Below are 25,910 nucleotides of genomic sequence, written 5' to 3' on the forward strand. Positions count from 1 at the left end.
AACCACCATTGACATGCTGAAAAATTACTTAAAACTCTCCGTGATAGCGGCCATAACCTGCCTCATTGCGCCGATGACTTTAATTTTTGCCCAAAATCCAATCGTCAAAATTGACTTTGATCAATCAGGAAGACCTAAAGCCGAAGTAAACGATCCAGATTATACAGCCTGGGTAATAGCTTCTGTAAACACAAGTACTTATACCGAAAATGGAATTACATTTACCGTTACTAGAGTTGGAGACAAAGGAGATGCTCTAGGAACAAACTGGTACAAAGCAGGAATACAAGCTCCATACTATGCCAGATTAGTGAGCGATGGTCTAACTGTAAAAGGAACAACTGCAAATCTAGGAGCACAGATAGAACTTAAAATAAGCGGATTAACAACTGGCGAACATTCCTTTTTAGCGTTTTTTAATGCTGTAGACAGTCCGTCTGGAAATAACTTTAGCCCAATTGATATTTCTATTAATGGAAATTTGGTTGTCGATAATTTAATTCCGTCTGTAAGAGCTCTTAAAACTGCCGATGCCAAATCTACTTATTTAAAATTTCAAGCTGTAACAGGCACAGATGTTGTGATTTTAATTGCTGCAGAAACCTCAGGTACAGAAAATATTAAAAATATTATGCTTAACGGTTTTGAACTTAATACCCCTAATATTTTTTATCAAGCCACAAATCCAAATCCGAAACAAAATGACGAACATGTTGAATTAACCTCTGGCGGTAAATTACTGCAGTGGACAGCGGCGGCAAATGCGGTTTCGCACAACATCTATTTCGGTACAGATCAAGCAGCTGTAGACAATGCCACGACATCTTCGCCAGAATACAAAGGAAATCAAGCTTTAGCAAACACTTCTTATCAAGTAAACGGACTATATACTGGAGCTACTTATTATTGGCGCATTGATGAAGTTCTTGCAAATGGAGTTGAAAAAGGAAATATCTGGCGTTTTCGTCCAGCACAGCTTGCATTTCCAGAAGCTGAGGGATATGGGCGCTTTGCAAGAGGCGGACGAGGTGGAAAAATAGTTGCCGTAACTAATCTAAACGACAGCGGACCTGGAAGTTTCCGTGAAGCTGTTACAAATGATATTGGACCAAGAACCATCATTTTTAATACATCAGGAATAATCCAATTACAATCTCGTCTTGTTTTAAGTCAGCCTTACGTTACAGTTGCAGGACAAACCGCGCCTGGCAAAGGTATTTGCATTCGCTCTGCTCCTTTTGGAGTTACTGGAAATGATGCCGTAGTCCAAAATCTAAGAGTTCGACTTGGCGCTGGACCAACTTTTGACGGAATGGGATTAACTGGTGCTGACAATAGCATTATTGATCATTGTTCCATCAGCTGGACAATTGATGAATCTTTCAGCTCTAGATCAGGAAAAAATATAACTCTGCAAAAAACACTTATTTCTGAAGCTCTAAACGCTGCCAATCATCAAAATTATCCAACAGGAACAGAACATGGTTATGCAGCTACAATTGGTGGAGATATTGGTAGTTTTCACCATAATTTACTAGCACACTGCTACGGTCGTAACTGGAGTCTTGGCGGCGGATTAGACGGAAGCGGTGCCTATACCGGCAGAATGGACATCACAAATAATGTAGTCTACAACTGGGGAAGCAGAACAACCGACGGTGGAACCAAAGAAGTGAATTTTGTAAACAACTATTATAAACCAGGCGCAGGCTCAAAAATATTTGTAGCATTTAATCAGCAGAATGAAGGCGTTGGAACTGGAATGCAGCAATGTTATTTTAACGGAAATGTGATGCCAGGCTACTTCGACGAAAGCAATCAAACTGCTGGAAGAAAAGCTTCAGGAAATACTGTTACATATGAAAATTTTGTCAATACTCCCTTTTTTCCTTCTTATGTAACTACGCAATCTGCCAAAAATGCTTATAAAATTGTACTGTCGGATGTGGGATGTACACAGCCTGAATTTGACGAACATGACCAGAGAATTATCACAGAAACTTTAAACGGAACCTATTCTGCTGTTGGAAGCGTAACTGGAAAACCTGGATTTCCAGATAATGAAGCTGATGTTGGAGGATTTGAAATTTACCCAATTGTAAATAGAGATGCCAATTGGGATACTGATCAAGACGGACTTCCAAATTGGTGGGAAACTATTATTGGAACTAATGCAAACTCTGCAATTGGTGATTTTTCAGATGCAAATGCTGATAACGATTTAGATGGATACACAAATCTTGACAAATACCTGCAATGGATGTCTTTACCACATTATCAATCTCCAGAAGGAACAAAAATTGACATCAATATTCAAAAATTATCAAGAGGATTTACAAGTGGTGTTTCATATGCTATTTCAAATGTTGTGAACGGAAACGCAGTACTTAATACTGATACAGTTGCATTTTCACCAGCAGCCAACGGATTATGCTCTTTTGAATTTACAGTTACCGATTCTGAAGGCGGCACTATGAAACGAAAGGTAAATATTATAAGCGGACAAAGCTTAACTTTAGGTACTGAAGAAATTATTAGCGAAGCAAAAAGCAACTCTTTTAAGGTATGGCCTGTGCCAAGCAGTGGCTCTTTTTCGATCTTCATTGACAATCAAGAAACAGAAACTGCCGATCTTAAAATCTATGATATTGCTGGAAAAGAGTTAATACAACAAAATATTAGAACCAATACAGCCGAAACAATTCACTTATATTCAAAAGGAGTGTTTCTAATTAAAGTTGTTAATCCTCAAACAAAGAAAACACAATACATCAAAAAAATAATTGTTCAATAAAAGACATGATTAAAGACGGTTTTATAAGCCGTCTTTATTTTTTTGAAAGAAATAAGTATAAATCCATGTTAATGTAAAAGAAGGAATTACATCCGTAAAAGGTATAATTTCTTCTACAAAAGTCAAAATACTTGCCACCCTTCCTACGCGTCCTTTATACATTCTAGTCATAATAAAAGCAGCAATTGGCGCCCAAATCACATCCGAAAATTCGCCCACAAGCGGTATCGAAAATGAAACCATACCAATAGCATCCAAAATTAAACCGATTATTAATTTGGACGTTCTGTTATCTTCAACAACATTTAAATCTTGCATTTTGATCTGTATTTGAAGTTTATTCGAAATTAAAAATAAACCATTAAATCCTGTTATTTCTTTTTCCTATTTAATTTCCACAATTCCCATATCAAGAAACGTACCTTTTTATGATAGATTTCAATCCGATCTTTAATAATATTAAATTGGAAATTGGAATTTAAGACATTGAAATTTGATTGTATACATAATCTTCGTTTCTTTGTAAAAAGAGTTTTCTAAATGATACACGCAAAAAACATACATAAATTCTACGACAAACTTGAAGTTTTAAAAGGAGTCGATTTACATATTAAAAAAGGCGAAATTGTTTCAATCGTTGGTGCTTCAGGCGCTGGAAAAACGACTTTACTGCAAATTTTAGGAACTTTAGACAAACCAGATCATAGTCCAGATTCATCATTAACGATTAATGGTAAAAATGTACTGGAATTACAAGATCTCAAAAACGATAATTCAAAACAAGAAAAGACGTTTAAAATCATTACTTGGGCTGGCTCTCTTTACATTGTTGTTTTGGCCGTTTATTTGATGTTTTTCAGAACCAAAGTTTTCGATGATACACTTAGATTAGTAGTAGTTGGAGTCCTTTTTCTGCCAATATTTTCAATGCTTATTTATTATAACAGATATTTTAAAAAGAAAAGCAGACAAGACAAAACATTATCCGATTTTAGAAACTTAAACCTTGGTTTTATTTTCCAGTTTCATCAGCTTTTACCAGAGTTTACAGCTCTAGAAAACGTTTGTATTCCAGCTTATATTGCTGGAAAAAAAACTTCAGAAACCGAAGCCGAAGCTAAAAAACTGCTTACTTATTTAGGACTTTCACACAGAATTAATCATAAGCCAAGCGAACTTTCTGGCGGAGAACAACAGCGTGTGGCCGTTGCAAGAGCTTTGATCAATAAACCAGATGTTATTTTTGCCGATGAACCTTCTGGAAATCTAGACACGCATTCTGCCGAAAACCTGCATCAATTATTTTTTCAGCTTCGAGACGAATTCGGGCAGACTTTTGTGATCGTAACCCATAACGAAGAATTGGCTAATATGGCTGATAGAAAATTGATAATGGTCGATGGCTTAATTAGTAATTAGGAGCTATTTCCTGCTATCCGTTTCAATCTTTTATGCCGCTAAAGAAGCGTCATAAAAGGATTTTCACTTCTATCAGGGCTAGGGCACTCGAATAACAAGAACATTTCATTTAAAAATGAATAAAAAAGAACTCAAAGAATTTTTAGACGAAAAAGTCATTCAATATAATAATCAGGATTTTATTGAAAGTGATCCTGTACAGATTCCGCATCTTTTCAGCCAAAAAGAAGACATTGAAATTGCTGGTTTTTTAAGCGCATCAATTGCTTGGGGAAATCGCAAAATGATTATTAAGAATTCGCATAAAATGATGGAATTAATGGGCAATACACCTTATGATTTCGTCATGTCACATTCTGATGAAGATTTGGCCAGACTTGAAACTTTCGTCCATCGAACTTTTAACGGAAATGATTTTTCTGGTTTTATAAAAGGTTTAAAGCACATTTATGCAAACCACAACGGACTTGAAGCTGTTTTTGCTAAAAACCAACAAGAAAATAGTCTGCAGAAAAGTATTCACGAATTCAAAAAAATATTCTTTGAGATCGATCATTTAGCGAGAACGCAGAAACACATTTCAGATCCGTTAAACAATTCGGCTGCCAAAAGAATTAATATGTATCTACGCTGGATGGTACGTCAAGATACAAAAGGCGTTGATTTAGGAATCTGGAAAAGTATTTCTCCTGCTGCCCTATCTTGTCCGCTTGATGTACATTCTGGAAACGTTGCCCGCAAACTTGAAATTCTTTCGCGAAAGCAAAACGACGCAAAAGCTTTACTGGAATTAGATACAAAATTAAGAGAAATGGATGCGCAAGATCCTGTAAAATATGACTTTGCTTTGTTTGGATTGGGAGTTTTTGAAGGGTTTTAAAATTTTAAATCTGTATGTCAGGCTGACATTCAAGATGGTAATAAGACATCAAAAATTACAAATTCAACAAAAAACCGTGAATTTAACGTACATTTGCACAAAATTTAAAGCAAATGAGCACTTTCGAAAAATTTAATCTTCCAAAATCAGTACAAAAAGCTATAGACGATTTAGGGTTTGTTACACCAACTCCTATTCAGGAAAAATCTTTTTCAGTGATTACTTCTGGGCGAGATATGATGGGAATTGCACAAACCGGAACTGGTAAAACACTTGCTTATTTACTGCCGCTTCTAAAGTTATACAAATTTACCAACACCAATACACCTAAAATTGTAGTTCTTGTTCCAACCAGAGAATTAGTAGTTCAGGTTGTAGAAGAAGTTGAAAAACTGACTAAATACATGTCGGTTAAAACTTTAGGAATTTACGGAGGCGTAAACATTAACACACAAAAGAAAGCCGTTTACGAAGGTGTCGATATTTTAGTGGGAACTCCAGGTCGTACAATGGATTTGGCTCTGGATGCTGTAGTTCGTTTTGACGAAACTCAAAAACTGGTTATTGATGAATTTGACGAAATGTTGAATTTAGGTTTCCGCGCGCAATTGACAGCTCTTTTGGCAATGATGAAACCAAAACGTCAAAACATATTATTCTCGGCAACAATGACAGACGAAGTTGATGCGATTTTAAATGATTATTTTGATTTTCCTGAAGAAGTTACCTTAGCTGCTTCTGGAACTCCGTTAGAAAAAATTACACAGATTACGTATAATGTTCCAAACTTTAATACCAAAGTAAATCTTTTAAAGCATTTACTAGAGACGGACGAAAGCATGGAACGTATTCTGATTTTCGTTAATAATAAAAAGATTTCGGACATGCTTCATACTCGTATTGAAGAAATGTTTGAAGGACAGTTTGGAGTAATTCACTCTAATAAATCGCAGAATTATCGTTTAAGTACAATGGCAGAATTTCAAGAAGGAAATCTGCGCGGATTAATTACTACCGATATTATGGCGAGAGGTTTGGACATTTCTAATATCTCTCACGTTATAAACTTCGAACTTCCAGAATTACCAGAACTTTACATGCACAGAATTGGGCGTACTGGTCGTGCTGATGCAACAGGAACAGCGATCAGTTTTGTTACACCTCGTGAAGAAGAATTTAAAATTGAAGCCGAAGTTTTAATGAATCAGGAACTTAAAATTGCAGATTTCCCAGAAGAAGTTGAGATTTCATCTAAATTAATAGAACCTGAAAAAGACAGACAGCCAATTAAGTTTTTAATGAAAAAACCAAAATTAGACGGCGATGGTGCTTTTCATGAAAAATCGAAAAAGAACAAAAAAGTCAATCTTGGAGGCCCTTCAAAAACAAAAAAGAAAACACATGGTTCTGTTAACAGAAATATGCTGAAGACTAGAGATAAGAAGAGAAAAGATAAGGATAAATAGATTTTCTTAAAAGTTACAAAGGTTCAAAGAGGCAAAGCTTCAGAGGTTTTGCTATTTTTAAATATAAAAAAGGCTCAAAAATAAAGTTTATTTTTGAGCCTTTCTTGCCTTTGAACCTTTGTCTCTTTGAACCTTTGTTCCTTAAAAAAAGCTATATTTTAGTAAAAACCAATCCAACCGGCGAACACAACTCGATTCTTTTTCCGGTGTCTGTGATTTTTCCAGTTGTTTTATTTCTTTTAAAAATAATGATATCATTAGTATATTGATGACCAACTAAAAGATAATTTCCTGTTGGGTCAATAGCGAAATCTCTTGGACCTTTTCCTAAAGTGCTTTGCTGCTCTACCAATTCAATGGCTCCTGTTTTAAGGATTTTATAAACCGAAATAGAGTTTGCGTCTACACGATCAGAAACATATAAGAAGTTTCCGTCTGGAGAAATTTTAATTGCCGCTGCGCCTGTTCCGCCAGTAAAACCTTTTGGAAGAATGCTTGTTTCAGCAATTAGTTTTAGATTTCCAGTTTTATCATAACTAAAAGTCGTTAAAGTTCCGTCTAATTCCTGAACTAAATACACGAATTTCCCATCTTTACTAAAAGTCAAATGTCTTGGTCCGCTTCCTGCTTTTACATCGACACTTCCTTTAAGAGTCAGCATTTCGTTTGTAGAATTCGGATTGTATTTATAGATAAAAACTTTATCTAGACCTAAATCATTAGACAGAACGAATTTTTTATCTGGTGAAAAAACAACCATATGCACGTGCGCTTTTTCCTGACGCGCTGCGTTTGGTCCTTTTCCTTCATGCTGAATTATTTGCTGCACTTCAGTAAGACTTCCATTTGGTTTTTTCTTAAAAACGACAATGTTTCCGCCAGAATAATTGGCAACAATTACATTTTTATCATCATTAATTAAATGACATGGATCTGCACCTAAAGAAGCATTTGTATTTAATAACTTTATTTTTCCTGAAGCTGAATTATAACTAAAAGAACTGACAGCACTTTGAGTTCCGTTTTCGTTTACAGCGTAGATAAATTTATTATCAGCAGAAACCGATAAATAACTTGGACTGATAACATTTTCTGAAGAATTCTTTAATTTTAAACCGCCGGAAGATGCATCAAATTCATAAACATAAATTCCGTTGCTTTGACAGGTATTTGTGTAAGTTCCAACCAATAAGTTGAATTTATTTTGAGCTTTTACCGTGGTCAGGGATAAAGCAGAAAATAAAAATAAATATATTTTTTTCATAGTTTGTTTTTTTGAATCAGCTAAAATAAGGAATAAAAATCGTTTTGAAATAGTTTCTTTGTTACAAAAGAAATGGCAAAAGTTACATTTTTCGAACTCCATAAAGTTTATCCAGCAATAGTTAATCTCTTACATAAACTTATAGGGTTTAAATAATTTTTAATTCGTATTTTTGACCAGCATCTTCGCGAAAAACAAAACGTAGTGAAGTAAATCGAAGCCAGAATGCATTTTAAACATCCCGAAATTCTATACTTTCTGTTTTTATTGATCGTTCCAATTTTGGTTCACTTATTTCAATTAAGACGTTTTAAAACCTCTTTTTTTACCAATGTTCGATTCTTAAAAGAACTTGCAATTCAGACACGTAAAAGTTCTAAAATTAAAAAGCGACTTTTATTGGCTACGCGCTTATTACTGCTGACTTTCATAATTTTAGCTTTTGCACAGCCTTTTTTTCAGGCAGTCGACAGCAAAAATGCTTCAAACGAAATGTATATTGTTTTAGACAATTCGTTTAGTATGCAGGCAAAAGGCAAAAAAGGCGAATTGTTAAAAAGAGCTGTTCAGGAATTGCTTGAAAACACTCCAGAAAACACTCCATTTTCTTTATTAACTAACACCGAAAATTTCTGGAATACCGATATTAAATCTGCTAAAAGTGCTTTACAAAACCTAAAATACAGTGCTGCGCATTTTGACCTTTCGGCAATAACTGCAAAAATTAAAGCACACAAATCTGCACATAAAAAAGACATTGTAATCATTACAGATGCTGTAGGTTTAAAAGAAAAAGATGTTGCAACTGTAAATTTTGAAGAAAAACCATATTTCATAGTTCCAGAAGCAGAACAAAAAAATAACGTTTCGATCGACAGCGTTTACATTAATCAAACTTTAGAGAATTTCTATGAAATCGGAATTAATTTATCAGCTTACGGCGAAGATTTTAAACCAGTTTCGACTGCTTTATACAATCAAAATAAATTGATTGCCAAAACGATTATCAATTTTGACACTAAGAAAAAGAAAATCAATTTTACGATTCCAAAAGAAGCTTTTCACGGATATGTAACGATCGAAGATAACGGCTTAACGTATGATAACAAATTGTTTTTCAGCATTTCTAAAAACAAAAAAACAAACGTTATCAGTATCGGCGAACCTGAAAAAAGTAATTTCTTATCTAGAATTTATACTCCAGGCGAATTCAATTACCACAATTATTCGATTAGTTCTTTAGATTACAATAGTTTAGAAAAACAAAATACGATTATTTTAAACGAATTGAATGAAATTCCGCAGGCTTTGCAGACTACTTTAAAAGCTTTTGTTTCTAAAGGCGGTAATTTGGTTGTAATTCCTTCTGAGAAGAGTTCAATTGCTAATTTAAATACTTTGCTGAGTAATTTTGGAAAAGTTCAATTCGGTAATTTAGAAAACAACAGTAAATTAATCACTAAAATTAATTTTGATCATCCGTTATTTTCAGGAGTTTTTGAGAATAAAATAACGAATTTTCAATATCCAAAAGTAAATAGTGCATTTGCCGTTTCAAGTTCATATCCTGCTGTCCTTTCCTTTGAAGATCAGACACCTTTTGTAACTTCTGTTCAAAATCAGGTTTCTGGAATAACGGTTTTTACAGCACCAATAAATAGTACAAATTCAAATTTTCAGCAATCACCTTTAATTGTTCCGTTATTTTATAAAATCGCTCAGAACAATCAAAAAACTGGAGTTAACGCATTAACAATCGGAAATAATAAACCTTATTTTGTGGATATTTTATTAACTAAAGACGCTATTTTGGAAGTAAAAGGAAATGATGATTCTTTTATTCCGATTCAGCAGATATTGAACAATAAAGTAAAATTAACCTTTAATGATTTTCCTGAAACTGCTGGTAATTACGGTGTTTTCGATAAAAAAGAATGGGTTGAAAATATTAGTTTTAATTACAAACGAACGGAAAGCGATTTGAGTCAGGTAAACACAAATGTAGTTTCTGACTTTAAAACCGCCGATACCATTTCGACCATTTTTAATACCTTACAAACTGAACGAACTGACAGCCAAATTTGGAAATGGTTTGTTATCTTTGCACTGTTATTTTTAGCACTAGAAATGGCAATTATAAAATTTGTAAAATAGAATTCGAGTTTGTTTTAAAGGCATTCAACTTTTTACAAAAATCATCTTACGACAAAAAAATATCTACAATATGAAAATAATCATCAAAAGCGCCAAAATTATCGACTCAAAAAGTCCGTTTCACAATCAGACCGTTGATCTTTTAATTGCAGATGGTTTAATAGAAAAAATAGGCGTTTCACTTCCAAACGATGATGCAGAAATTGTACGTTTCGATGACCTTCACGTTTCGCAGGGCTGGTTTGACAGCAGTGTTTCACTAGGAGAACCAGGTTACGAAGACAGAGAAACCATTGCAAACGGTTTAAATGTTGCCGCAAAAAGCGGTTTTACCGCAATTGCACTTCAGCCTAACTCTTTACCAGTTATTGACAATCAGTCTCAGGTCAGCTTTGTGAAAAATAAAGCAAATGGTTTTGCAACAGAAATTTTCCCAATTGGAGCATTAACTAAAGCAAGTGAAGGAAAAGATATGGCAGAACTTTTCGATATGAAAAATGCCGGCGCTATTGCTTTTGGAGATTACAACAAAAGTATTGACAATGCTAATATCTTAAAAATCGCTTTACAATATGTACAAGATTTTGATGGTTTGGTAATTGCTTACTCGCAAGATCCTAATATTAAAGGAAATGGTGTTGCGAATGAAGGAATTGTTTCTACAAGATTAGGTTTAAAAGGAATTCCAAACTTAGCCGAAGAACTGCAGATTTCAAGAAACTTGTTTTTATTAGAATATACTGGCGGAAAACTTCATATTCCTACTATTTCTACAGCAAAATCGGTTGAATTGATTAGAGAAGCTAAAGCTAAAGGACTAAACGTAACTTGCAGCGCATCTGTACATCACTTGGTTTTAACAGATGAAAAACTAGACGGATTTGATACTCGCTTTAAAGTTACGCCTCCTTTAAGAACTGAAGTGGACAGACAAGCTTTATTAAACGGAATTGCTGACGGAACTATCGATACAATAACATCAGACCATAACCCGATCGATATTGAATTCAAAAAAATGGAATTTGATACAGCTAAAAACGGAACTATTGGTTTAGAAAGCGCTTTTGGAGCTTTATTAACGGTTTTACCATTAGAAACTGTTATTGCAAAATTGACTTCTGGAAGAACGCTTTTTGGTCTTGAAAACAATACAATCGAAGAAGGTGCAAAAGCAAATTTCACCTTATTTACTCCAGAAGGAAAATCAATATTTACAAAAGAAAACATTCTTTCAAAATCTAAAAATTCTGCTTTTCTAGGAACAGAAATTAAAGGCTCTGTTTACGGAATTTTAAATCAAAATCAACTTGTTACAAAATAATAACATGAATAATTCAGTCGAAGAAGGAAAATCAATTGCCATTACCAGTTACATTCTAATTATTGGTGTTTTGATCGCCATGAGTATGAATTCTGAAAACAAAAATAGTTTTGCTTCTTTTCATATCCGTCAGGCTTTAGGATTGTCTTTAACCTTTATTTCATTGGGCGCAATAATCAGCAATTTCGACAGCTTTTTTATTACTTTCCCAATGTGGATTTGTATTTCAATTCTATGGACTTTTGGTATTTTTACTGCCATTCAGGGACAAACAAAACCAATTCCGTTAGTTGGGGAATTATTTCAAAAATGGTTTAAAAAGATTGGCTAATTTTTTAAATTTCAATTAAAAAATTCCAAATTCCAAATTCGGAAAATTCACAATTCACAATTCACAATTAAAATATGAATCTATCTTTAGAATATAAAATACAAGAACCAAAAGTAATTTTAGATAAAAATCCGTTATTGCTTTTATTGCACGGATACGGAAGTAATGAAGCTGATTTATTTTCATTCGCTTCTGAACTTCCAGACAACTATTACATAATTTCTGCCAGAGCGCCTTACGATTTACAATATGGAGCATACGCTTGGTACGCAATTAATTTTGATGCCGATCAGAATAAATTTTCAGATAACGAACAAGCTAAAACTTCAAGAGATTTAATAGCCAAATTTATTGACGAATTAGTTGCAAATTACCCAATTGACGCTAACAACGTAACTTTAATTGGATTTAGCCAAGGTTCAATTTTGAGTTATGCAACAGCACTTTCTTATCCTGAAAAAATTCAGAGAGTGGTTGCAATGAGTGGTTATTTTAACGAAGAAATCATCAAAGAAGGTTTTAAAAATAACGATTTTAAAAACCTTAAAATATTCGCCTCTCACGGAACTGTAGATCAGGTTATTCCGACTGAATGGGCTAGAAAAACTCCAGCAATTTTAGAAAAACTAAATATCCCAGTTACTTATAAAGAATATCCTGTTGGTCACGGAGTTGCTCCACAGAATTTCTTTGATTTTAAGAATTGGCTGGGTTTGTAGTTTTCAGTTTTCAGTCGCAGTTTACAGTTTGTTAAGATTGAAAACTGCGACTGAAAACTGTAAACTTTATTCTCATGTATAAAAAATCTTTCCGTTTTTCTTCAAAACATAACCTTTCCAAGGAATTAACTGCCAATCGCCGTTAACCCAAGAATCGCCTTCAGATTTTCTTTCTAAAATGATGGATTCTTTTTGAGTGTCCAGAAAAAGTTCAGCTTTGTTTCCATCGAAAATTACGTATGATGCAGTAGTGTATGTTTTACCATCATCATAATGTGACAGTTTTGTTCCTTCAAAAATTCGGATACATTCTTTTTTAAGAGTTGACCAAGTATATCCAGCAGAAGCTTTACAACCGTGAGAATCGGCATCTGCTCCCACAACAGTCTCTTTCACCGGCTCTTTTGGAGTATTTACATTTTCCTGAGAAACTTTTTTGGCGCAGGAAAACGCGCTCGCCATAATCAAAAACAAAAACATCTTTTTCATAATCCTATTGATTTAAAGGTCAAAAAAAATAGGATTATAAAATACTATTTTTGATATAACCAAGTTTGATTTACTTCAAAAGTAATATTATCATCGTTATCAACAAAATATTTTAACAAGACTTCTCCCCATAATTCGCCATTACTGTAATCAGCAATTATCCAACGGTGGTTTAAAATTTTAACTTTGTTGATGATAAATTTATTTGGACCAATCTGATCTTGACCTGTATACGGATTCCCTTTTGGATTTGCATTGAAATCTAATAGTTTCTCCGTAACAACTGGAATCAGTTTTTCATACAAAATTACTTTTCCGCCAGAAGCACTGTTGTCAAAGTAGTTTTGAGCATTTTCGTTATGTTCTAAAGAAAAATAATCAGCTTCGGCCAATTTTGTTTTTACTAGATTGATGCTGTCTCTTAGTTTCTTAGTTGTTTTATCGTATCTATTTTCCGCAAATTTTACTTCACTATTGTAAAAAGCATAAGTAAAGACATTCATTAAAACGGCTAAAATCAGAAGATAAAGCATTAAGGATTTTTTCATTTTGTGGTATAATTAAATTGTAATTTCTAAATTGTCGTAAGCCAGAAAAACATTTTCAGGAAGTTTCTTTTGAACTTCTTCATGAAAACCTAAAACGTGGCTAATATGCGTTAAATAAGCTTTTTCGGGTTTAACGAGATTAATAAAATCTAGTGCTTCCTGCAAGTTAAAATGCGTATCATGAGGTTCAACTCTTAAAGCATTTACAACCAATACTTTCAAGCCTTTCAGTTTATCAATTTCAGCTTGTTCGATTGTTTTTACATCTGTTAAATATGCAAAATCATCTACTCTGTATCCAAAAACCTGCAAATCGCCATGCATAGCATTTATTGGCATCGCCATTTTATCTCCAATTGCAAAAGGCGCATTATTTTGCACTTCGATTGTTTTAACGCTTGGAGCTCCAGGATATTTGTTTACTGTTTCGAAAACATAATCGAAACGACGTCTTAGATTATCTAAAACGCGTTGATGAGCATAAATAGGAATTTCTCCCTGCCTAAAATTAAACGGACGTATATCGTCTAAACCAGCAGTGTGGTCTGCGTGCTCGTGAGTAAATAGAATTGCGTCGAGTTTTCTACAGCCGCAGGAAAGCATTTGCTGTCTAAAATCTGGTCCGCAATCGATGACATAAGAATGCTCGCCCCATGTAATCCAGATGGATACACGAAGCCTTTTATCCTTAGCATCAGTGCTTTTACAAACTGGATGATCGATCCCGATAATCGGAATGCCTTGAGAAGTACCTGTACCTAAAAAATAAACCTTCAATTGAACTTAATTTTTTTACAAAAATAGGATTATTTCTCTTTCATTAGAAGCCTAATTTACTAACTTTGTAACAAATCTATTTAAAACAAAATGGGTACAGAAATAAAACTCAAGGGTGACAAGGTCATCGAACAGATTCCTTCTATAAAAGACAAAGCTTTACGTATTAATTTAAACGAAAATATTTACGGAACATTTGCTGAAATTGGTGCTGGACAAGAGACTGTTAGACATTTTTTCAGATCCGGAGGTTCATCGGGAACAATTGCAAAAGCAATGTCTGCCTATGATAAAGATTTTAGTGATGCGGTTTATGGAGTGGAAAGCGATGGACGATATGTGACCGAAGAGCGTTTAAAAAAAATGCTTACCCATGAAGGACAGATCATCGAAGAGCGTTTAAGCAGAGAAAAACACCCAACAAAACTTTTCTTTAGTTACGCCAATACTGTAGCCACAATAGATTTTGCTAAACAATTTAAAGGTCACGGCTGGGTTGGAATTCGATACCAAATTGAACCAGACGAAGCTTATAACGAAATTATTCTTCACATTCGTTTTAAAGAAACTGACGCTAGACTGCAACAAGAAACACTAGGAATTTTAGGTGTAAACTTAATTTACGGTGCTTTTTACAAATACAATGATCCAAAACGATTACTTCGTTACTTATACGATCACTTAGATAAAGACCAATTAGAAATCGATACTATCAACTTTTCTGGACCTCGTTTTGCCGATGTTGACAATCGTTTGATGAGTTTGCAATTGGTTAAAAACGGAATGACAGATGCCGTAATGTTCAATCCAGACGGAAAGAATGTTTTACCAGCAGCTGTTTTATACAAAAAAAATCTTCTTGCTTTTAGAGGAAGTTTCCGTCCGGTTACAAACGTAAATCTGGATATGTATGAGAAATCATTAAAAATGTTTCTCGAAGAGAGTAAAGTTGAGAAGAATAATACACTTGTTATTTTTGAAATTACACTTTCAAACTTACGTTCAGACGGTGAGATTGATGAAAGGGATTTTATGGACAGAGCCGAATTACTTTGTTCGCTTGGCCAAACTGTTATGATTTCTAATTTTCAGGAATATTATAAAGTGGTTGAGTATTTTTCTAATTATACCAAAGCCCGAATGGGATTGGCAATGGGTGTAAACAACCTTGTTGATATTTTTGATGAGAAATACTATCGTCATTTAAGTGGTGGAATTTTGGAAGCTTTCGGAAAACTATTCTATCGTGATATGAAAGTATTCTTATACCCAATGCTCGGCGATAATGGTGAAATTATAACTTCTGATAACCTAAAAGTTCATCCTAGAATGAAAGAATTGTACAAATTCTTTAAATTCAACGGTAAAGTTGTCGACATTAAGGATTATAACCCAAATATATTGAATGTATTCTCTCGTGAAGTACTAAAAATGATCGGACAAGGAAAAACCGGCTGGGAACCAATGCTTCCTTCTGGTGTTGCTGAAATTATAAAAGAGCATCATCTTTTTGGATATCATCCGCAAAAAGAGCTTGAACAAAATGCTTAATAAAAAGTCCCAAAATGAAATTTCTTTTTGGGACTTTTTTTGTTTTTAACGCGTGCCCTTCGACTTCGCTCAGGGTGAAAAACTTTTTTTAAGTTTCATATTGATCTTGCGGTTTAATTTTTTAACGCAAAGCACGCTAAGATTTTTTGATAAGCTAGGTTTTAGAAAAACATAAAGTTCGCAAAGCTTTGTGTTGATTGAACTTTGCCAGATAAAACTTGAAATAAAATTTTACTACAGAGCACACTAAGATTCTTTGATAAGCTAGGTTTTAAAAAAACACAAAGTTCGTAAAGCTTTGTGCTGATTTAGCTTTGCCAGATGAAAAACTTGAAATANTTGATAAGCTAGGTTTTAGAAAAACACAAAGTTCGCAAAGCTTTGTGTTGAATTAGCTTTGCCAGATAAAAAACTTGAAATAAAATTTACCACAGAGCACACTAAGATTTTTTAAATAAGCTGGGTTTTAGAAAAACACAAAGTCCGCAAAGCTTTGTGTTGATTTTGGCTTTGCCAGATAAAACTTGAAATAAAATTTTACAACAGAGCACACTAAGATTTTTTGCTAAGCTAGGTTTTAGAAAAACACAAAGTTCGTAAAGCTTTGTGCTGATTTAGCTTTGCCAGATGAAAAACTTGAAATANCAATAAGCTGGGTTTTAGAAAAACGCAAAGTCCGCAAAGCTTTGTGTTGAATTAGCTTTGCGAACTTTGTGTTTATAAACGCCACAGATAAAATAAAAAACTTAGCGTGCTTTGCGTTAAAAAATTCACACGCCAAAATTAACATGAAACCTGAAACAAAGAAAACCTGAAACAAAAAATTTACTTCAAAATCTGAGAGGCGTGCTCTTTTGTTTTTACATTTTCTATTACTTCTTCAATAATTCCTTTTTCGTCAATTACGAAAGTTGTTCTGTGGATTCCGTCGTATTCTTTTCCCATGAATTTTTTTGGTCCCCAAACTCCAAATGCATTGATAACCGATTTATCTTCGTCTGCAATTAAAGGGAAAGGAAATTCGTATTTATCTTTAAATTTAGACTGTGCTTTCTGACTATCGGCACTAACACCTAAAAGTTCATAATTATTAGCTTTAAAACGCTCAAAATTATCTCTCAAATCACATGCTTCAGCTGTACATCCTGGCGTACTTGCTTTTGGATAAAAGAAAACCACTAATTTTTTTCCAGCATAATCTGCCAGTTTATGCGCTTTTCCATCTTGATCTACTCCCGAAAAACTTGGCGCTTTATCTCCTGCTTTTAATGTTGTCATATTTCTTATTTTAGATTGTTACTTTTAGAATTTAGATTAAAAATCAAAGATAACTTATAACCCGCAAATCTAACTCATAACTTAGAATTCATTATTTTTACGGGATTAAAATTACGGAAATGAATAAAGAAGCTCGCGTACAATTTGTTATAAATACGTTAAAAGAACTCTACCCTATTATACCTGTCCCGCTAGATCATAAAGATGCTTATACACTTTTAATCGCTGTTTTGCTTTCTGCTCAATGTACCGATGTGCGTGTAAATCAAATTACTCCCATATTATTCGCAAAAGCTGATAATCCGTATGACATGGTTAAAATGTCTGTGGAGGAAATCAAGGAAATTATTCGTCCGTGTGGTTTGTCTCCAATGAAGTCAAAAGGAATTCACGGATTATCAGAAATTTTAATTGAGAAATATAACGGAGAGGTTCCACAAAGTTTTGAAGCACTTGAAGCTTTACCTGCAGTCGGCCACAAAACAGCAAGTGTTGTTATGTCTCAGGCTTTTGGAGTTCCTGCTTTTCCTGTAGACACCCATATTCATCGATTAATGTACAGATGGAACTTATCGAACGGAAAAAATGTGGCTCAAACGGAAAAAGATGCTAAAAGACTATTCCCAAGAGAATTATGGAACGACTTGCATCTGCAGATTATTTGGTACGGACGTGAATATTCACCTGCTAGAGGATGGAGTTTAGAAAAAGATATCATCACAAAAACAATCGGAAAGAAATCTATCATTGAAGAAATGGAAAATCCAAAACCTTCCAAAAAACAAGACACAAAATAAAAACTTTGTGCCTTTGCTTCTTTGTAACTTTGTACCTTAAAAAACTACATTCCCGCTTTTAAGGCATTATATTCTGCTGTCATATCAAGAGATCGATAAACACCTAGTAATGTCTTTGTGGCATCTGGATTCTTAGGTTCTAAAGTCAGAACCTTTTTCAGATACGGGATTGCACTTCTTGTAATATCATCTTTTCTAGCATTTAGCTTATCATATTTCTGCATTTCTGCAGGAGAAGTTCCTAGGGATGAAATTTCTTCAGCTAAATCTTTTTTCATCTGCAATTTTAAGTAAGCCAAATTTATATACGCATCAACATAATTCGGATTTAACTCTAAAACATAGTTATAAACCGCCTCTGCTTTTGGGTAATCTTTGTTTTCAAGATAAGCATATGCTAAGTTATTATTAACTTCTATTTTTTTAGAAGGAACTGATTCTGTTCTTGGTTTTTCATAAAGTCCTTGCTGAATAGCTGATTCTCTTGCTTTTGGCGAAATAAAAACATCTTCTTCTTTTGTCTTCTTGTTTGTCGCGTAATATAAAACTCCTTTTCCAGAAAAATTAATCTTTTTCAGTAATTCGTAATAAGTGATTGCAGAGTTGTAATCTTTAGCATTTATAGAAGAGGCTGCTGCATTTACTAAATTCAGGGTATCTTTTTTATCAAATAAGTATACCTTATAACTTTTCTCAGCACTTTCTTTAAATTTACCAGCTTTAAAATCTTCCATTGCGCCATTTACAAGACTGGCTTTCATATCTTTTAATGCCATATTAGCTTTAACAGTAGATTTAAATTTACCTGATTCGTTCTCATATAAAAATACATCTTGATAAGCTTGTGCTGCCATTGTAAAATTATTGGCTGCATCAATATTTTTTATAGCTAAATCTTTTAAGACATTTCCTTTTAAGAAGTAAAAATCAGATTTATCTTCATCTGGAGCATTTAAAATAAGATATTCTGTTTTGTTTAAAATAGCTAAAGATTCCTCGCTTTTTCCTTTATCATACAAAGATTGCGCTTCTTTAATTCGTTCTTTTTGGGCAAATACGCCAATGCTTATCATAAGAAGGCATGACAGCACTCTAAATTTCTCTTTCATTTTGCGGTTAAGTTTTGGTTGATTAAATGATTTTCATGTTTATTATTGATAGATAGTTTTTAGCAGATAATTAAATTGGTTTAAAAATTATCTGAACTATTCTGGCAAAAAATATTTTCTGGCTCAAATATTCTATGCTCAAAAATCAAAAGACAATAAACTTAACAAAATAAAGCAGGGTAGTTTTTCTCCATATTTAATCTGGTTTTGGGTTAAGTATTTAATTTTTAATTAATTGATATTTTAAATTATAAATTGAAGCAAATGTTTCAATACGAAAAATACTTCAAAAATTCATTTTTAATGAATATAAAATTAGTTTTTAACTAAAATAAAATTAAAAATTAAATAAACATATAAAATCGGGTCAAAATATTAAATTTTAACAAAACTGCTAAAAAGTGATATAAAAAACTTATAAAAAATTTATTCCACGAAAATTGAATTTGTGCATAAAGAAATTACTTCACTATTTCACATAAAAAAACTCACTATTAGTATTTACATACGAATAGTGAGCTTTTCAACCAAAACGACCATTTGGTTTTATTTTAATAAACATCCGACAGGAGCAGCGGGGTGTTTAATTAGCTATAATCTCAAAAGTTTTTTCTTCAATCTTAACCACAGTCAAGGCTTGAGAATAATTCAATAAGAAAGAAACGACTTCTTTTTTAGGTTTAAGATTTTTTGAAGCTAATGCTTTTTTTGAGTAAATTTTCGCCATACTGTAAAAATGTTTTATACTAGTATAACGAGCTAATTTCCAAAATAGTATTAGTTGGTTAAAATAATTTGATGTTTATCAATTATTTTTCTCAAATTCATTAGAGCATAACGCATTCTTCCTAATGCAGTATTGATACTTACACCTGTAATCTCAGAGATTTCTTTAAAGCTCATATCTTGATACATACGCATTACCAATACCTCTTTTTGATCTTCTGGAAGTTCTTCAATAAGTTTTTTTAAATCAATCTCAACTTGGTCCACAATCATTTTGCCTTCAATAGTCAAAGCATCATCTGACATTATCGAAAAAATAGAGAACTCTTCTGTTTCTCTATACATTGGCATTTTTTTGGTTTTGCGAAAATGATCCACAATCAAGTTATGTGAAATACGCATTACCCAAGGAAGGAATTTACCCTCTTCGTTATAAGAATTGCTTTTTAAAGTTTTAATAACTTTAATAAATGTATCTTGAAAAATATCATTTGAAATATCTCTATCAGCGATCTTAGAATATATAAAACCATATATCTTAGATTCATGCCTTTTTATTAATGTTGCCAGTGCAGCTTCACTGCCGTCAACATAATTTTTAACTAATAGAGCGTCTGGAATATGCAGATCAGCCATAATACTACTTTTTTAGTTTCTGTTTTAAAATTTGGAGTAATTTTTTCTAAAAAGTAGTTTTATTATATAGGCGAATCTTTTTTGAGTTGTGTTAATATTTTGGCCAAATTTAACAAATAATTATTTTAAAAAGCAAATTAAATTGCCAATAATTATTAGTAAAACATTTATTAAAGTAAAATAAACTTAAAATTTACATTGAAAAGGCTAAAAATCTACAAAATTAAAAACAAATGAATTGCTTTTGTAAACAGACGTAAATACCTTACAATAAATTAAATAAGATGATATTTTAACTTAAAACCAGATTTAAATTACAATTTTTTTCTTGATTAATTGATCCCAATATATAAATATTTTTTCTATTTAGCGGTTTTAATTCAATTAATTGTTAAAAATAATTCTCAATTTTCTCCAATCACCTTTATTTAAAGGAGTTTTGCAATGCTTTGACATTATGGTAAAATAGTTAAAATTTGGAACTATGTCCTTAACAAAATCCAATTCAAAATTGATTACTTTTGTAAAAATTGACTTTTTTATGCAAATTGATCTTTCTAAAACAGACCCAAAATCAAATATTATAATAAAAGGAGCACAAGTACATAATCTAAAAAATGTAGATGTGGTTATTCCGAGAAACAAACTTGTTGTTATAACAGGTCTTTCTGGATCAGGAAAATCGAGTTTAGCTTTTGATACTTTATATGCCGAAGGACAAAGGCGTTATGTCGAAAGTTTATCTTCGTATGCACGACAGTTTTTAGGTCGTTTAGACAAACCTAAAGTTGAATATATTAAAGGAATTGCCCCTGCAATTGCTATTGAACAAAAAGTAAATACAACCAACGCACGTTCGACTGTTGGAACATCAACAGAAATTTACGATTATATTAAACTTTTGTTTGCCAGAATTGGACGTACATACTCTCCTATTTCTGGACAAGAAGTCAAAAAAAATACTGTAACAGATGTTATCTCTGATGTAAAAACTCTGCCAATTGACAGTAAATGGCTTTTGCTCTCTCCTATTCATCTAGAAGAAGGAAGACAGTTAGAAGACAAATTAAAAGTATTACTGCAGCAAGGTTTTGCTCGTATTCTTGTTGATAATGAAATGGTTCGTCTGGATGAATTTACTCCTTCAGATCTTCATAAATTTGATAACAAAGATATACTGCTGGTTATTGATCGTATCATTGTAAAGGAAGAAGAGGAATTTTATAACCGACTTTCGGATGCCGTGCAAACAGCTTTTTTTGAAGGTAAAGGCATTTGTTATTTACAAGAACTCAATTCTGATAAAAGATTTTCTTATTCGAATAAATTTGAACTGGACGGAATCAATTTCTTAGAGCCAAATGTTCACTTATTCAGCTTTAACAATCCTTATGGAGCTTGTCCAGTCTGTGAAGGTTACGGAAATATTATTGGTATTGATGCCGATTTGGTCATTCCAAATACTTCCTTATCAGTTTTTGAAAGCGCCATTTATCCTTGGCGAGGTGATAGCATGAGCTGGTATAAAGACGAATTGGTTAAACATGCTTATAAGTTTGACTTCCCTATTCACAAACCTTATTTTCAACTTACTGATGAACAAAAAGATTTAATCTGGACAGGAAATCAATATTTTCAAGGGCTTAATGATTTCTTCAGAGAATTAGAAGAGAAGAATTATAAAATTCAAAACCGTGTAATGTTATCGCGTTACCGTGGCAAAACAAAATGCCATGTTTGTAAAGGAAAACGCTTGCGCGAAGAAGCATCTTACGTAAAAATCAACGGAAAAACAGTTTCTGATTTAGTTGATTTGCCAATAAAACATTTGGTTACTTTCTTTAAAAACATCGAATTAAATGTTTACGAACAGCAGATTGCAAAACGTTTAATGGTTGAAATTAATAATCGTTTGTCATTCTTAACCGAAGTCGGATTAGATTATCTTACTTTAAACCGAAATTCAGCAACACTTTCTGGTGGTGAATCCCAGCGAATTAACCTTGCGACTTCTTTAGGAAGCAGCTTAGTTGGATCTATGTATATTTTAGATGAACCAAGTATTGGTCTTCATCCTAAAGATTCTGAACGTCTTATAAAAGTTTTACTTTCTCTTCGCGATTTAGGAAACACCGTGATTGTAGTGGAGCACGACGAAGATATTATGAAAGCGGCTGATATGATTATTGATATTGGTCCCGAAGCAGGAACTTTTGGAGGAAATCTTGTGGCACAGGGAACTTATGATGAAATTTTAAAATCTGAATCGTTAACCGCTAAATATCTCAACGGAGATTTAGAAATTTCTGTCCCTAAGAAAAGAAGGAAGTTTAAAAATCATATTGACATTGTTGGAGCGCGCGAAAACAATTTAAAAAACATCAATGTTACTTTTCCTTTAGATGTACTAACTGTTGTTACAGGAGTTTCTGGAAGCGGAAAAAGTACCTTGATCAAAAAGATTTTGTTTCCGGCAATGCAGAAAAAACTAGAAAGCGCTTCTGAAAAAGCTGGTCAATTTACTGAGCTTACAGGTTCGTTTTCTCAAATCAAACATATCGAATATGTAGATCAGAATCCAATTGGGAGAAGTTCACGTTCAAATCCTGTAACGTATATTAAAGCTTATGATGATATTCGAGATTTATATGCAAAAGAGAAATTATCTAAAATAAGAGGATATCAGGCCAAACATTTTTCTTTTAATGTTGATGGAGGCCGATGCGAAACTTGTAAAGGAGAAGGCTCTATAAACGTCGAAATGGTGTTTATGGCCGATGTTTCATTACCATGTGAAACTTGTGGCGGAAAACGATTCAAAAAAGAAATATTGGAAGTTACTTTTGATAATCAAAACATCAATGATATTCTAACCATGACTATTGATGATGCAATTGCTTTTTTCGAAAAAAATAAACAATCTAAAATTACGCAGAAATTACAGCCGCTGCAAGATGTTGGTTTAGGATATGTACAATTAGGGCAATCTTCTTCTACTCTTTCTGGCGGTGAAGCACAACGTATCAAATTAGCTTCTTTTTTAGTAAAAGGAGCAACAAAGGATAAGGCATTATTTGTTTTTGATGAACCAACTACTGGTCTTCATTTTCATGATATTAAAAAACTTTTAGCTTCGTTTGATGCCTTAATTGATAAAGGACATTCTATTATTGTAATCGAGCATAATCTTGACCTAATTAAATGTGCCGATTGGATTTTGGATTTAGGTCCTGAAGGTGGAGAAAATGGCGGGTATCTTCTTGCTTCTGGAACACCAGAAGATATAGTAAAAGTAAAAGAATCAGTTACAGGAGTTTATCTAAAAGATAAATTATAGGAGAAATATTTCCTAAAAATAATGAAGCCATAAATACAGTTGATTAAGTTGTATTTATGGCTTTTATTTTTTTTGTTTTTTTCAATGCTAAGCTACTAAACATCTTTCCTCAAAAGGAAATCCGTCTTCATCAATAGCTACTAAAATCTTTTTTTGTTTTGAAGCCTCAATTGTAAGATATAGCCAAGCAAATGACCATAGTCCAAGAGTCAAACAAAAAATCATGAAATTTAAACTGTGGTTAACCACTTTACCTCCTTTAGATAAAACTGCGAAAAGCAATTTATCATTTCTTTCTTCCAGCGTAAATCCATTATGAACTTTATTTGATATCATATTAGAAAATACCTGCATGCTTTGTTCTTGGCTGAGATGATTGTCTTTCATAATTATTAATACTACAATTAATTCTAATACTTTATTTGTAATTTCTTGCAAAATTATTGAATTCTAAAAAATAAAAAAATACCTACATTTCATCATTTTGTTAGAAAAAAAACTGCAATTGCATGAAAGTAATGCTAAACTTTCATGATAAAGTTAATTTTTATTAAATTAATTACAAAATATTCAAGTGTTAAAATTTAAAAATTAATCACTCGTTTTCAATTAATTAACTTTATGCATCAAAAACAATGAAGTAAGAATTTATTCATAATCCTTTACATGAGGTCTTACATTCGTGAAATGCCTTTATAGAAGGAAATGATATGAAGCATCTGATTTTTTCTATCCAAAAACAAAAAAGAAAGAATATACTGATATTAATCATTAAGACGACCTCTTATTCTTTGATAAAATCAATATAAAAATGGTATTAGATTTTAATTCCTATCTTTTTAAAAATTGTATCAATTACATTATTGATATCTGGAGAGATTTTAAATTTATAATTCAGATACACATATACAATCGTTACCAAAATAGATTTTAGGGCAATGCTTATTAACTGGAAAAAAGGAAACTCCCAGAAATAAAATACTAAAAACAATGCGAAAGTTAAAAGTATCGAATAAATTGTCTCTTTGGTAAAAGGATAAAGATGAAGTTTTTTAACCACAAAAAGTAGTTTTGCCAAGCTATACAAAGTAATAGACAAAAGGGTTGCAAAAGCAGAACCGAAAATTCCGAAAATAGGAATAAAAATCATGTTCAAAACTATTGTCAGAACAACTAGCATTAATCCTAAATATAAAACCATTCTGTAATATTTGGTATTGAATATGATGGCATTATTGTTTCCTAAAATCAAATCAAAATATTTTGAAAGACCAATCATAAATACAACTGCAATTCCGCCGCTGTATTCCTTTGGAACTAATTCGTACAATTGATTAATATTAACAAAAATACATAGCATTACAAATCCGCCGACCATTTGCAGATTTATAGATGTCTTTTTATAAAGCTGGTTTAATTCATCGTGTTTGTTTTCGTGCATCAATTTAGCCGTAATCGGATAAACGATTTGGTGCATCGCACGGCTTGGAACCGAAATTACCAAAGCAATATAAGTTGCCACAGAATAAAATGCAATGTTATCGATAATCATATATTGATTCAATATCATTTTATCTCCGTCTAATAGTAAATTAGCGACACTTCCCGACAAAATAATATAAAATGTATAAACGAGTATATCTTTTGTGTTTTTTGGTCTAGCAATCTGAAAATGCGGTTTTTTTACACTAAAAGCATAAAACATGGTAACTAAAAATGCTAATAAATATAATACTGCAGTTGCATATACAAATCCTTCAACACTGAGTACATTATAGTAAACCGCTATCAATAAGAATAAGGAAAACAATCGTAAACCAATTTCCTTAATAAAATTTCCAAAAACAGAATGCATATGAACACGTGCCCAAGCATAAAAAATTTCGAAATACGCCATAGTCAATCCGATAAACGGGATCAACCATACGTAAGTTTTTACAATTGCATTCTTTTTTGACAAAAAGAACAAAATTTCATCATAGAAACAAAGTCCGATTAATAAGAGCGGAATTATTAATAGAATCGGAAACAAGACCGTAAAAGATAAAAATTGAGATTTTTCTTCCTCGGTTTTGTATTGAGAATAAAACTTTACTAATGTATTTTGCATTCCAATAGCAAACAAAGGCATTATAACATTTGCACTTGAAGTTATATAGTTAGTTAAACCATAAAAGGTTGCTCCAAGGAAAATTGGATATAAATAAAGTGTATTAATGGCTCCGATGCCAAAGCCAATATATGTAATTACAGTATTTTTAAAAGACTGATTTAAGACAATACCCATGTTTGGATTTCTGAATTTAGATTTTTA

Annotated in this window: 21 protein-coding genes and 2 pseudogenes; 12 read left to right on the forward strand and 11 right to left on the reverse strand. The window is 32.6% G+C overall.

The genetic code is table 11. The features are described from left to right. Window positions 1–13: 13 nt before the first annotated feature. Window positions 14–2,794: a T9SS type A sorting domain-containing protein gene (locus ASE40_RS19000; protein WP_057118736.1), complete on the forward strand. Its 2,781-nt coding sequence runs from the start codon at window positions 14–16 to the stop codon at window positions 2,792–2,794. A 21-nt stretch (window positions 2,795–2,815) separates the two neighbouring features. Here the strand turns inward: ASE40_RS19000 and ASE40_RS19005 are convergent, their stop codons facing one another. Next, complete coding sequence (locus ASE40_RS19005; RefSeq protein ID WP_057118739.1) at window positions 2,816–3,112, reverse strand: hypothetical protein; 297 nt, start codon at window positions 3,110–3,112, stop codon at window positions 2,816–2,818. Between the two features lie 222 nt (window positions 3,113–3,334). Here ASE40_RS19005 and ASE40_RS22615 point away from each other — a divergent pair. From ASE40_RS22615 to ASE40_RS19020, 4 genes and pseudogenes are all read left to right on the forward strand, one after another. Beyond that, window positions 3,335–3,547: pseudogene (locus ASE40_RS22615) on the forward strand (ATP-binding cassette domain-containing protein); the annotation flags it as partial. 216 nt (window positions 3,548–3,763) lie between these two features. Beyond that, window positions 3,764–4,213, forward strand: a pseudogene (locus tag ASE40_RS22620) (ABC transporter ATP-binding protein); the annotation flags it as partial. Between the two features lie 115 nt (window positions 4,214–4,328). Further along, window positions 4,329–5,093, forward strand: coding sequence for a TIGR02757 family protein (locus ASE40_RS19015; protein WP_057118741.1), 765 nt, complete (start codon window positions 4,329–4,331; stop codon window positions 5,091–5,093). A gap of 113 nt (window positions 5,094–5,206) precedes the next feature. Beyond that, window positions 5,207–6,559 carry a DEAD/DEAH box helicase gene (locus ASE40_RS19020; RefSeq protein ID WP_057118742.1) on the forward strand — a complete coding sequence of 451 codons (1,353 nt, stop codon included), beginning with the start codon at window positions 5,207–5,209 and terminating at the stop codon, window positions 6,557–6,559. Between the two features lie 151 nt (window positions 6,560–6,710). On the opposite strand, the gene ASE40_RS19025 is transcribed toward ASE40_RS19020, so the two are convergent. Beyond that, window positions 6,711–7,823 carry a lactonase family protein gene (locus ASE40_RS19025; protein ID WP_057118743.1) on the reverse strand — a complete coding sequence of 371 codons (1,113 nt, stop codon included), beginning with the start codon at window positions 7,821–7,823 and terminating at the stop codon, window positions 6,711–6,713. Between the two features lie 225 nt (window positions 7,824–8,048). Between ASE40_RS19025 and ASE40_RS19030 the strand changes: the two genes are divergently transcribed. The 4 genes from ASE40_RS19030 (at window position 8,049) to ASE40_RS19045 (ending at window position 12,348) form a co-directional block, all read left to right on the forward strand. Continuing rightward, window positions 8,049–9,977: a vWA domain-containing protein gene (locus ASE40_RS19030; protein ID WP_057118745.1), complete on the forward strand. Its 1,929-nt coding sequence runs from the start codon at window positions 8,049–8,051 to the stop codon at window positions 9,975–9,977. 70 nt (window positions 9,978–10,047) lie between these two features. Continuing rightward, window positions 10,048–11,298 (forward strand): dihydroorotase, encoded by a 1,251-nt coding sequence (locus ASE40_RS19035; protein ID WP_057118747.1) that lies wholly within the window; start codon window positions 10,048–10,050, stop codon window positions 11,296–11,298. A 4-nt stretch (window positions 11,299–11,302) separates the two neighbouring features. Further along, window positions 11,303–11,629, forward strand: coding sequence for a hypothetical protein (locus ASE40_RS19040; RefSeq protein ID WP_057119856.1), 327 nt, complete (start codon window positions 11,303–11,305; stop codon window positions 11,627–11,629). Between the two features lie 74 nt (window positions 11,630–11,703). Continuing rightward, window positions 11,704–12,348: an alpha/beta hydrolase gene (locus ASE40_RS19045; protein WP_057118749.1), complete on the forward strand. Its 645-nt coding sequence runs from the start codon at window positions 11,704–11,706 to the stop codon at window positions 12,346–12,348. Window positions 12,349–12,420: 72 nt separating this feature from the next. Here the strand turns inward: ASE40_RS19045 and ASE40_RS19050 are convergent, their stop codons facing one another. Genes ASE40_RS19050 through ASE40_RS19060 form a run of 3 tightly spaced genes read right to left on the reverse strand, consistent with a single transcriptional unit; the run spans window position 12,421 to window position 14,162 of the window. Then, window positions 12,421–12,837: a hypothetical protein gene (locus ASE40_RS19050; RefSeq protein ID WP_241774394.1), complete on the reverse strand. Its 417-nt coding sequence runs from the start codon at window positions 12,835–12,837 to the stop codon at window positions 12,421–12,423. A gap of 44 nt (window positions 12,838–12,881) precedes the next feature. Next, window positions 12,882–13,385 (reverse strand): hypothetical protein, encoded by a 504-nt coding sequence (locus ASE40_RS19055; protein ID WP_057118752.1) that lies wholly within the window; start codon window positions 13,383–13,385, stop codon window positions 12,882–12,884. A 12-nt stretch (window positions 13,386–13,397) separates the two neighbouring features. Then, window positions 13,398–14,162 carry an MBL fold metallo-hydrolase gene (locus ASE40_RS19060; RefSeq protein ID WP_057118754.1) on the reverse strand — a complete coding sequence of 255 codons (765 nt, stop codon included), beginning with the start codon at window positions 14,160–14,162 and terminating at the stop codon, window positions 13,398–13,400. A 90-nt stretch (window positions 14,163–14,252) separates the two neighbouring features. Here ASE40_RS19060 and ASE40_RS19065 point away from each other — a divergent pair, with 90 nt between their 5' ends. Continuing rightward, window positions 14,253–15,713, forward strand: coding sequence for a hypothetical protein (locus ASE40_RS19065; RefSeq protein ID WP_057118757.1), 1,461 nt, complete (start codon window positions 14,253–14,255; stop codon window positions 15,711–15,713). A gap of 825 nt (window positions 15,714–16,538) precedes the next feature. Here the strand turns inward: ASE40_RS19065 and bcp are convergent. Next, the gene (gene bcp / locus ASE40_RS19070; protein ID WP_057118759.1) at window positions 16,539–16,991 is read right to left on the reverse strand and encodes a thioredoxin-dependent thiol peroxidase; all 453 of its coding nucleotides are present in this window, start codon (window positions 16,989–16,991) and stop codon (window positions 16,539–16,541) included. 119 nt (window positions 16,992–17,110) lie between these two features. Between bcp and ASE40_RS19075 the strand changes: the two genes are divergently transcribed. Further along, window positions 17,111–17,788 (forward strand): endonuclease III domain-containing protein, encoded by a 678-nt coding sequence (locus ASE40_RS19075; protein WP_057118761.1) that lies wholly within the window; start codon window positions 17,111–17,113, stop codon window positions 17,786–17,788. Window positions 17,789–17,832: 44 nt separating this feature from the next. On the opposite strand, the gene ASE40_RS19080 is transcribed toward ASE40_RS19075, so the two are convergent. The 3 genes from ASE40_RS19080 to ASE40_RS19085 form a co-directional block, all read right to left on the reverse strand. After that, on the reverse strand, window positions 17,833–18,897 hold the full coding sequence (locus tag ASE40_RS19080) for a tetratricopeptide repeat protein (protein WP_057118763.1): 1,065 nt from the start codon (window positions 18,895–18,897) through the stop codon (window positions 17,833–17,835). Between the two features lie 583 nt (window positions 18,898–19,480). Further along, the gene (locus tag ASE40_RS22150; protein WP_166669294.1) at window positions 19,481–19,624 is read right to left on the reverse strand and encodes a hypothetical protein; all 144 of its coding nucleotides are present in this window, start codon (window positions 19,622–19,624) and stop codon (window positions 19,481–19,483) included. Window positions 19,625–19,674: 50 nt separating this feature from the next. Continuing rightward, on the reverse strand, window positions 19,675–20,259 hold the full coding sequence (locus ASE40_RS19085; RefSeq protein ID WP_057118765.1) for an RNA polymerase sigma factor: 585 nt from the start codon (window positions 20,257–20,259) through the stop codon (window positions 19,675–19,677). Window positions 20,260–20,800: 541 nt separating this feature from the next. Between ASE40_RS19085 and uvrA the strand changes: the two genes are divergently transcribed. Then, a complete protein-coding gene (uvrA, locus tag ASE40_RS19090) occupies window positions 20,801–23,596 on the forward strand; it encodes an excinuclease ABC subunit UvrA (RefSeq protein ID WP_057119858.1) in 2,796 nt (931 codons plus the stop codon). Window positions 23,597–23,683: 87 nt separating this feature from the next. On the opposite strand, the gene ASE40_RS19095 is transcribed toward uvrA, so the two are convergent. Both ASE40_RS19095 and ASE40_RS19100 read right to left on the reverse strand, forming a co-directional pair. Further along, window positions 23,684–24,034 (reverse strand): hypothetical protein, encoded by a 351-nt coding sequence (locus ASE40_RS19095; protein WP_317039113.1) that lies wholly within the window; start codon window positions 24,032–24,034, stop codon window positions 23,684–23,686. Window positions 24,035–24,413: 379 nt separating this feature from the next. Beyond that, complete coding sequence (locus ASE40_RS19100; RefSeq protein WP_057118768.1) at window positions 24,414–25,883, reverse strand: polysaccharide biosynthesis C-terminal domain-containing protein; 1,470 nt, start codon at window positions 25,881–25,883, stop codon at window positions 24,414–24,416. Window positions 25,884–25,910: the final 27 nt, after the last annotated feature.

It is taken from the genome of Flavobacterium sp. Root935, from assembly GCF_001429295.1.
GTDB lineage: Bacteria > Bacteroidota > Bacteroidia > Flavobacteriales > Flavobacteriaceae > Flavobacterium.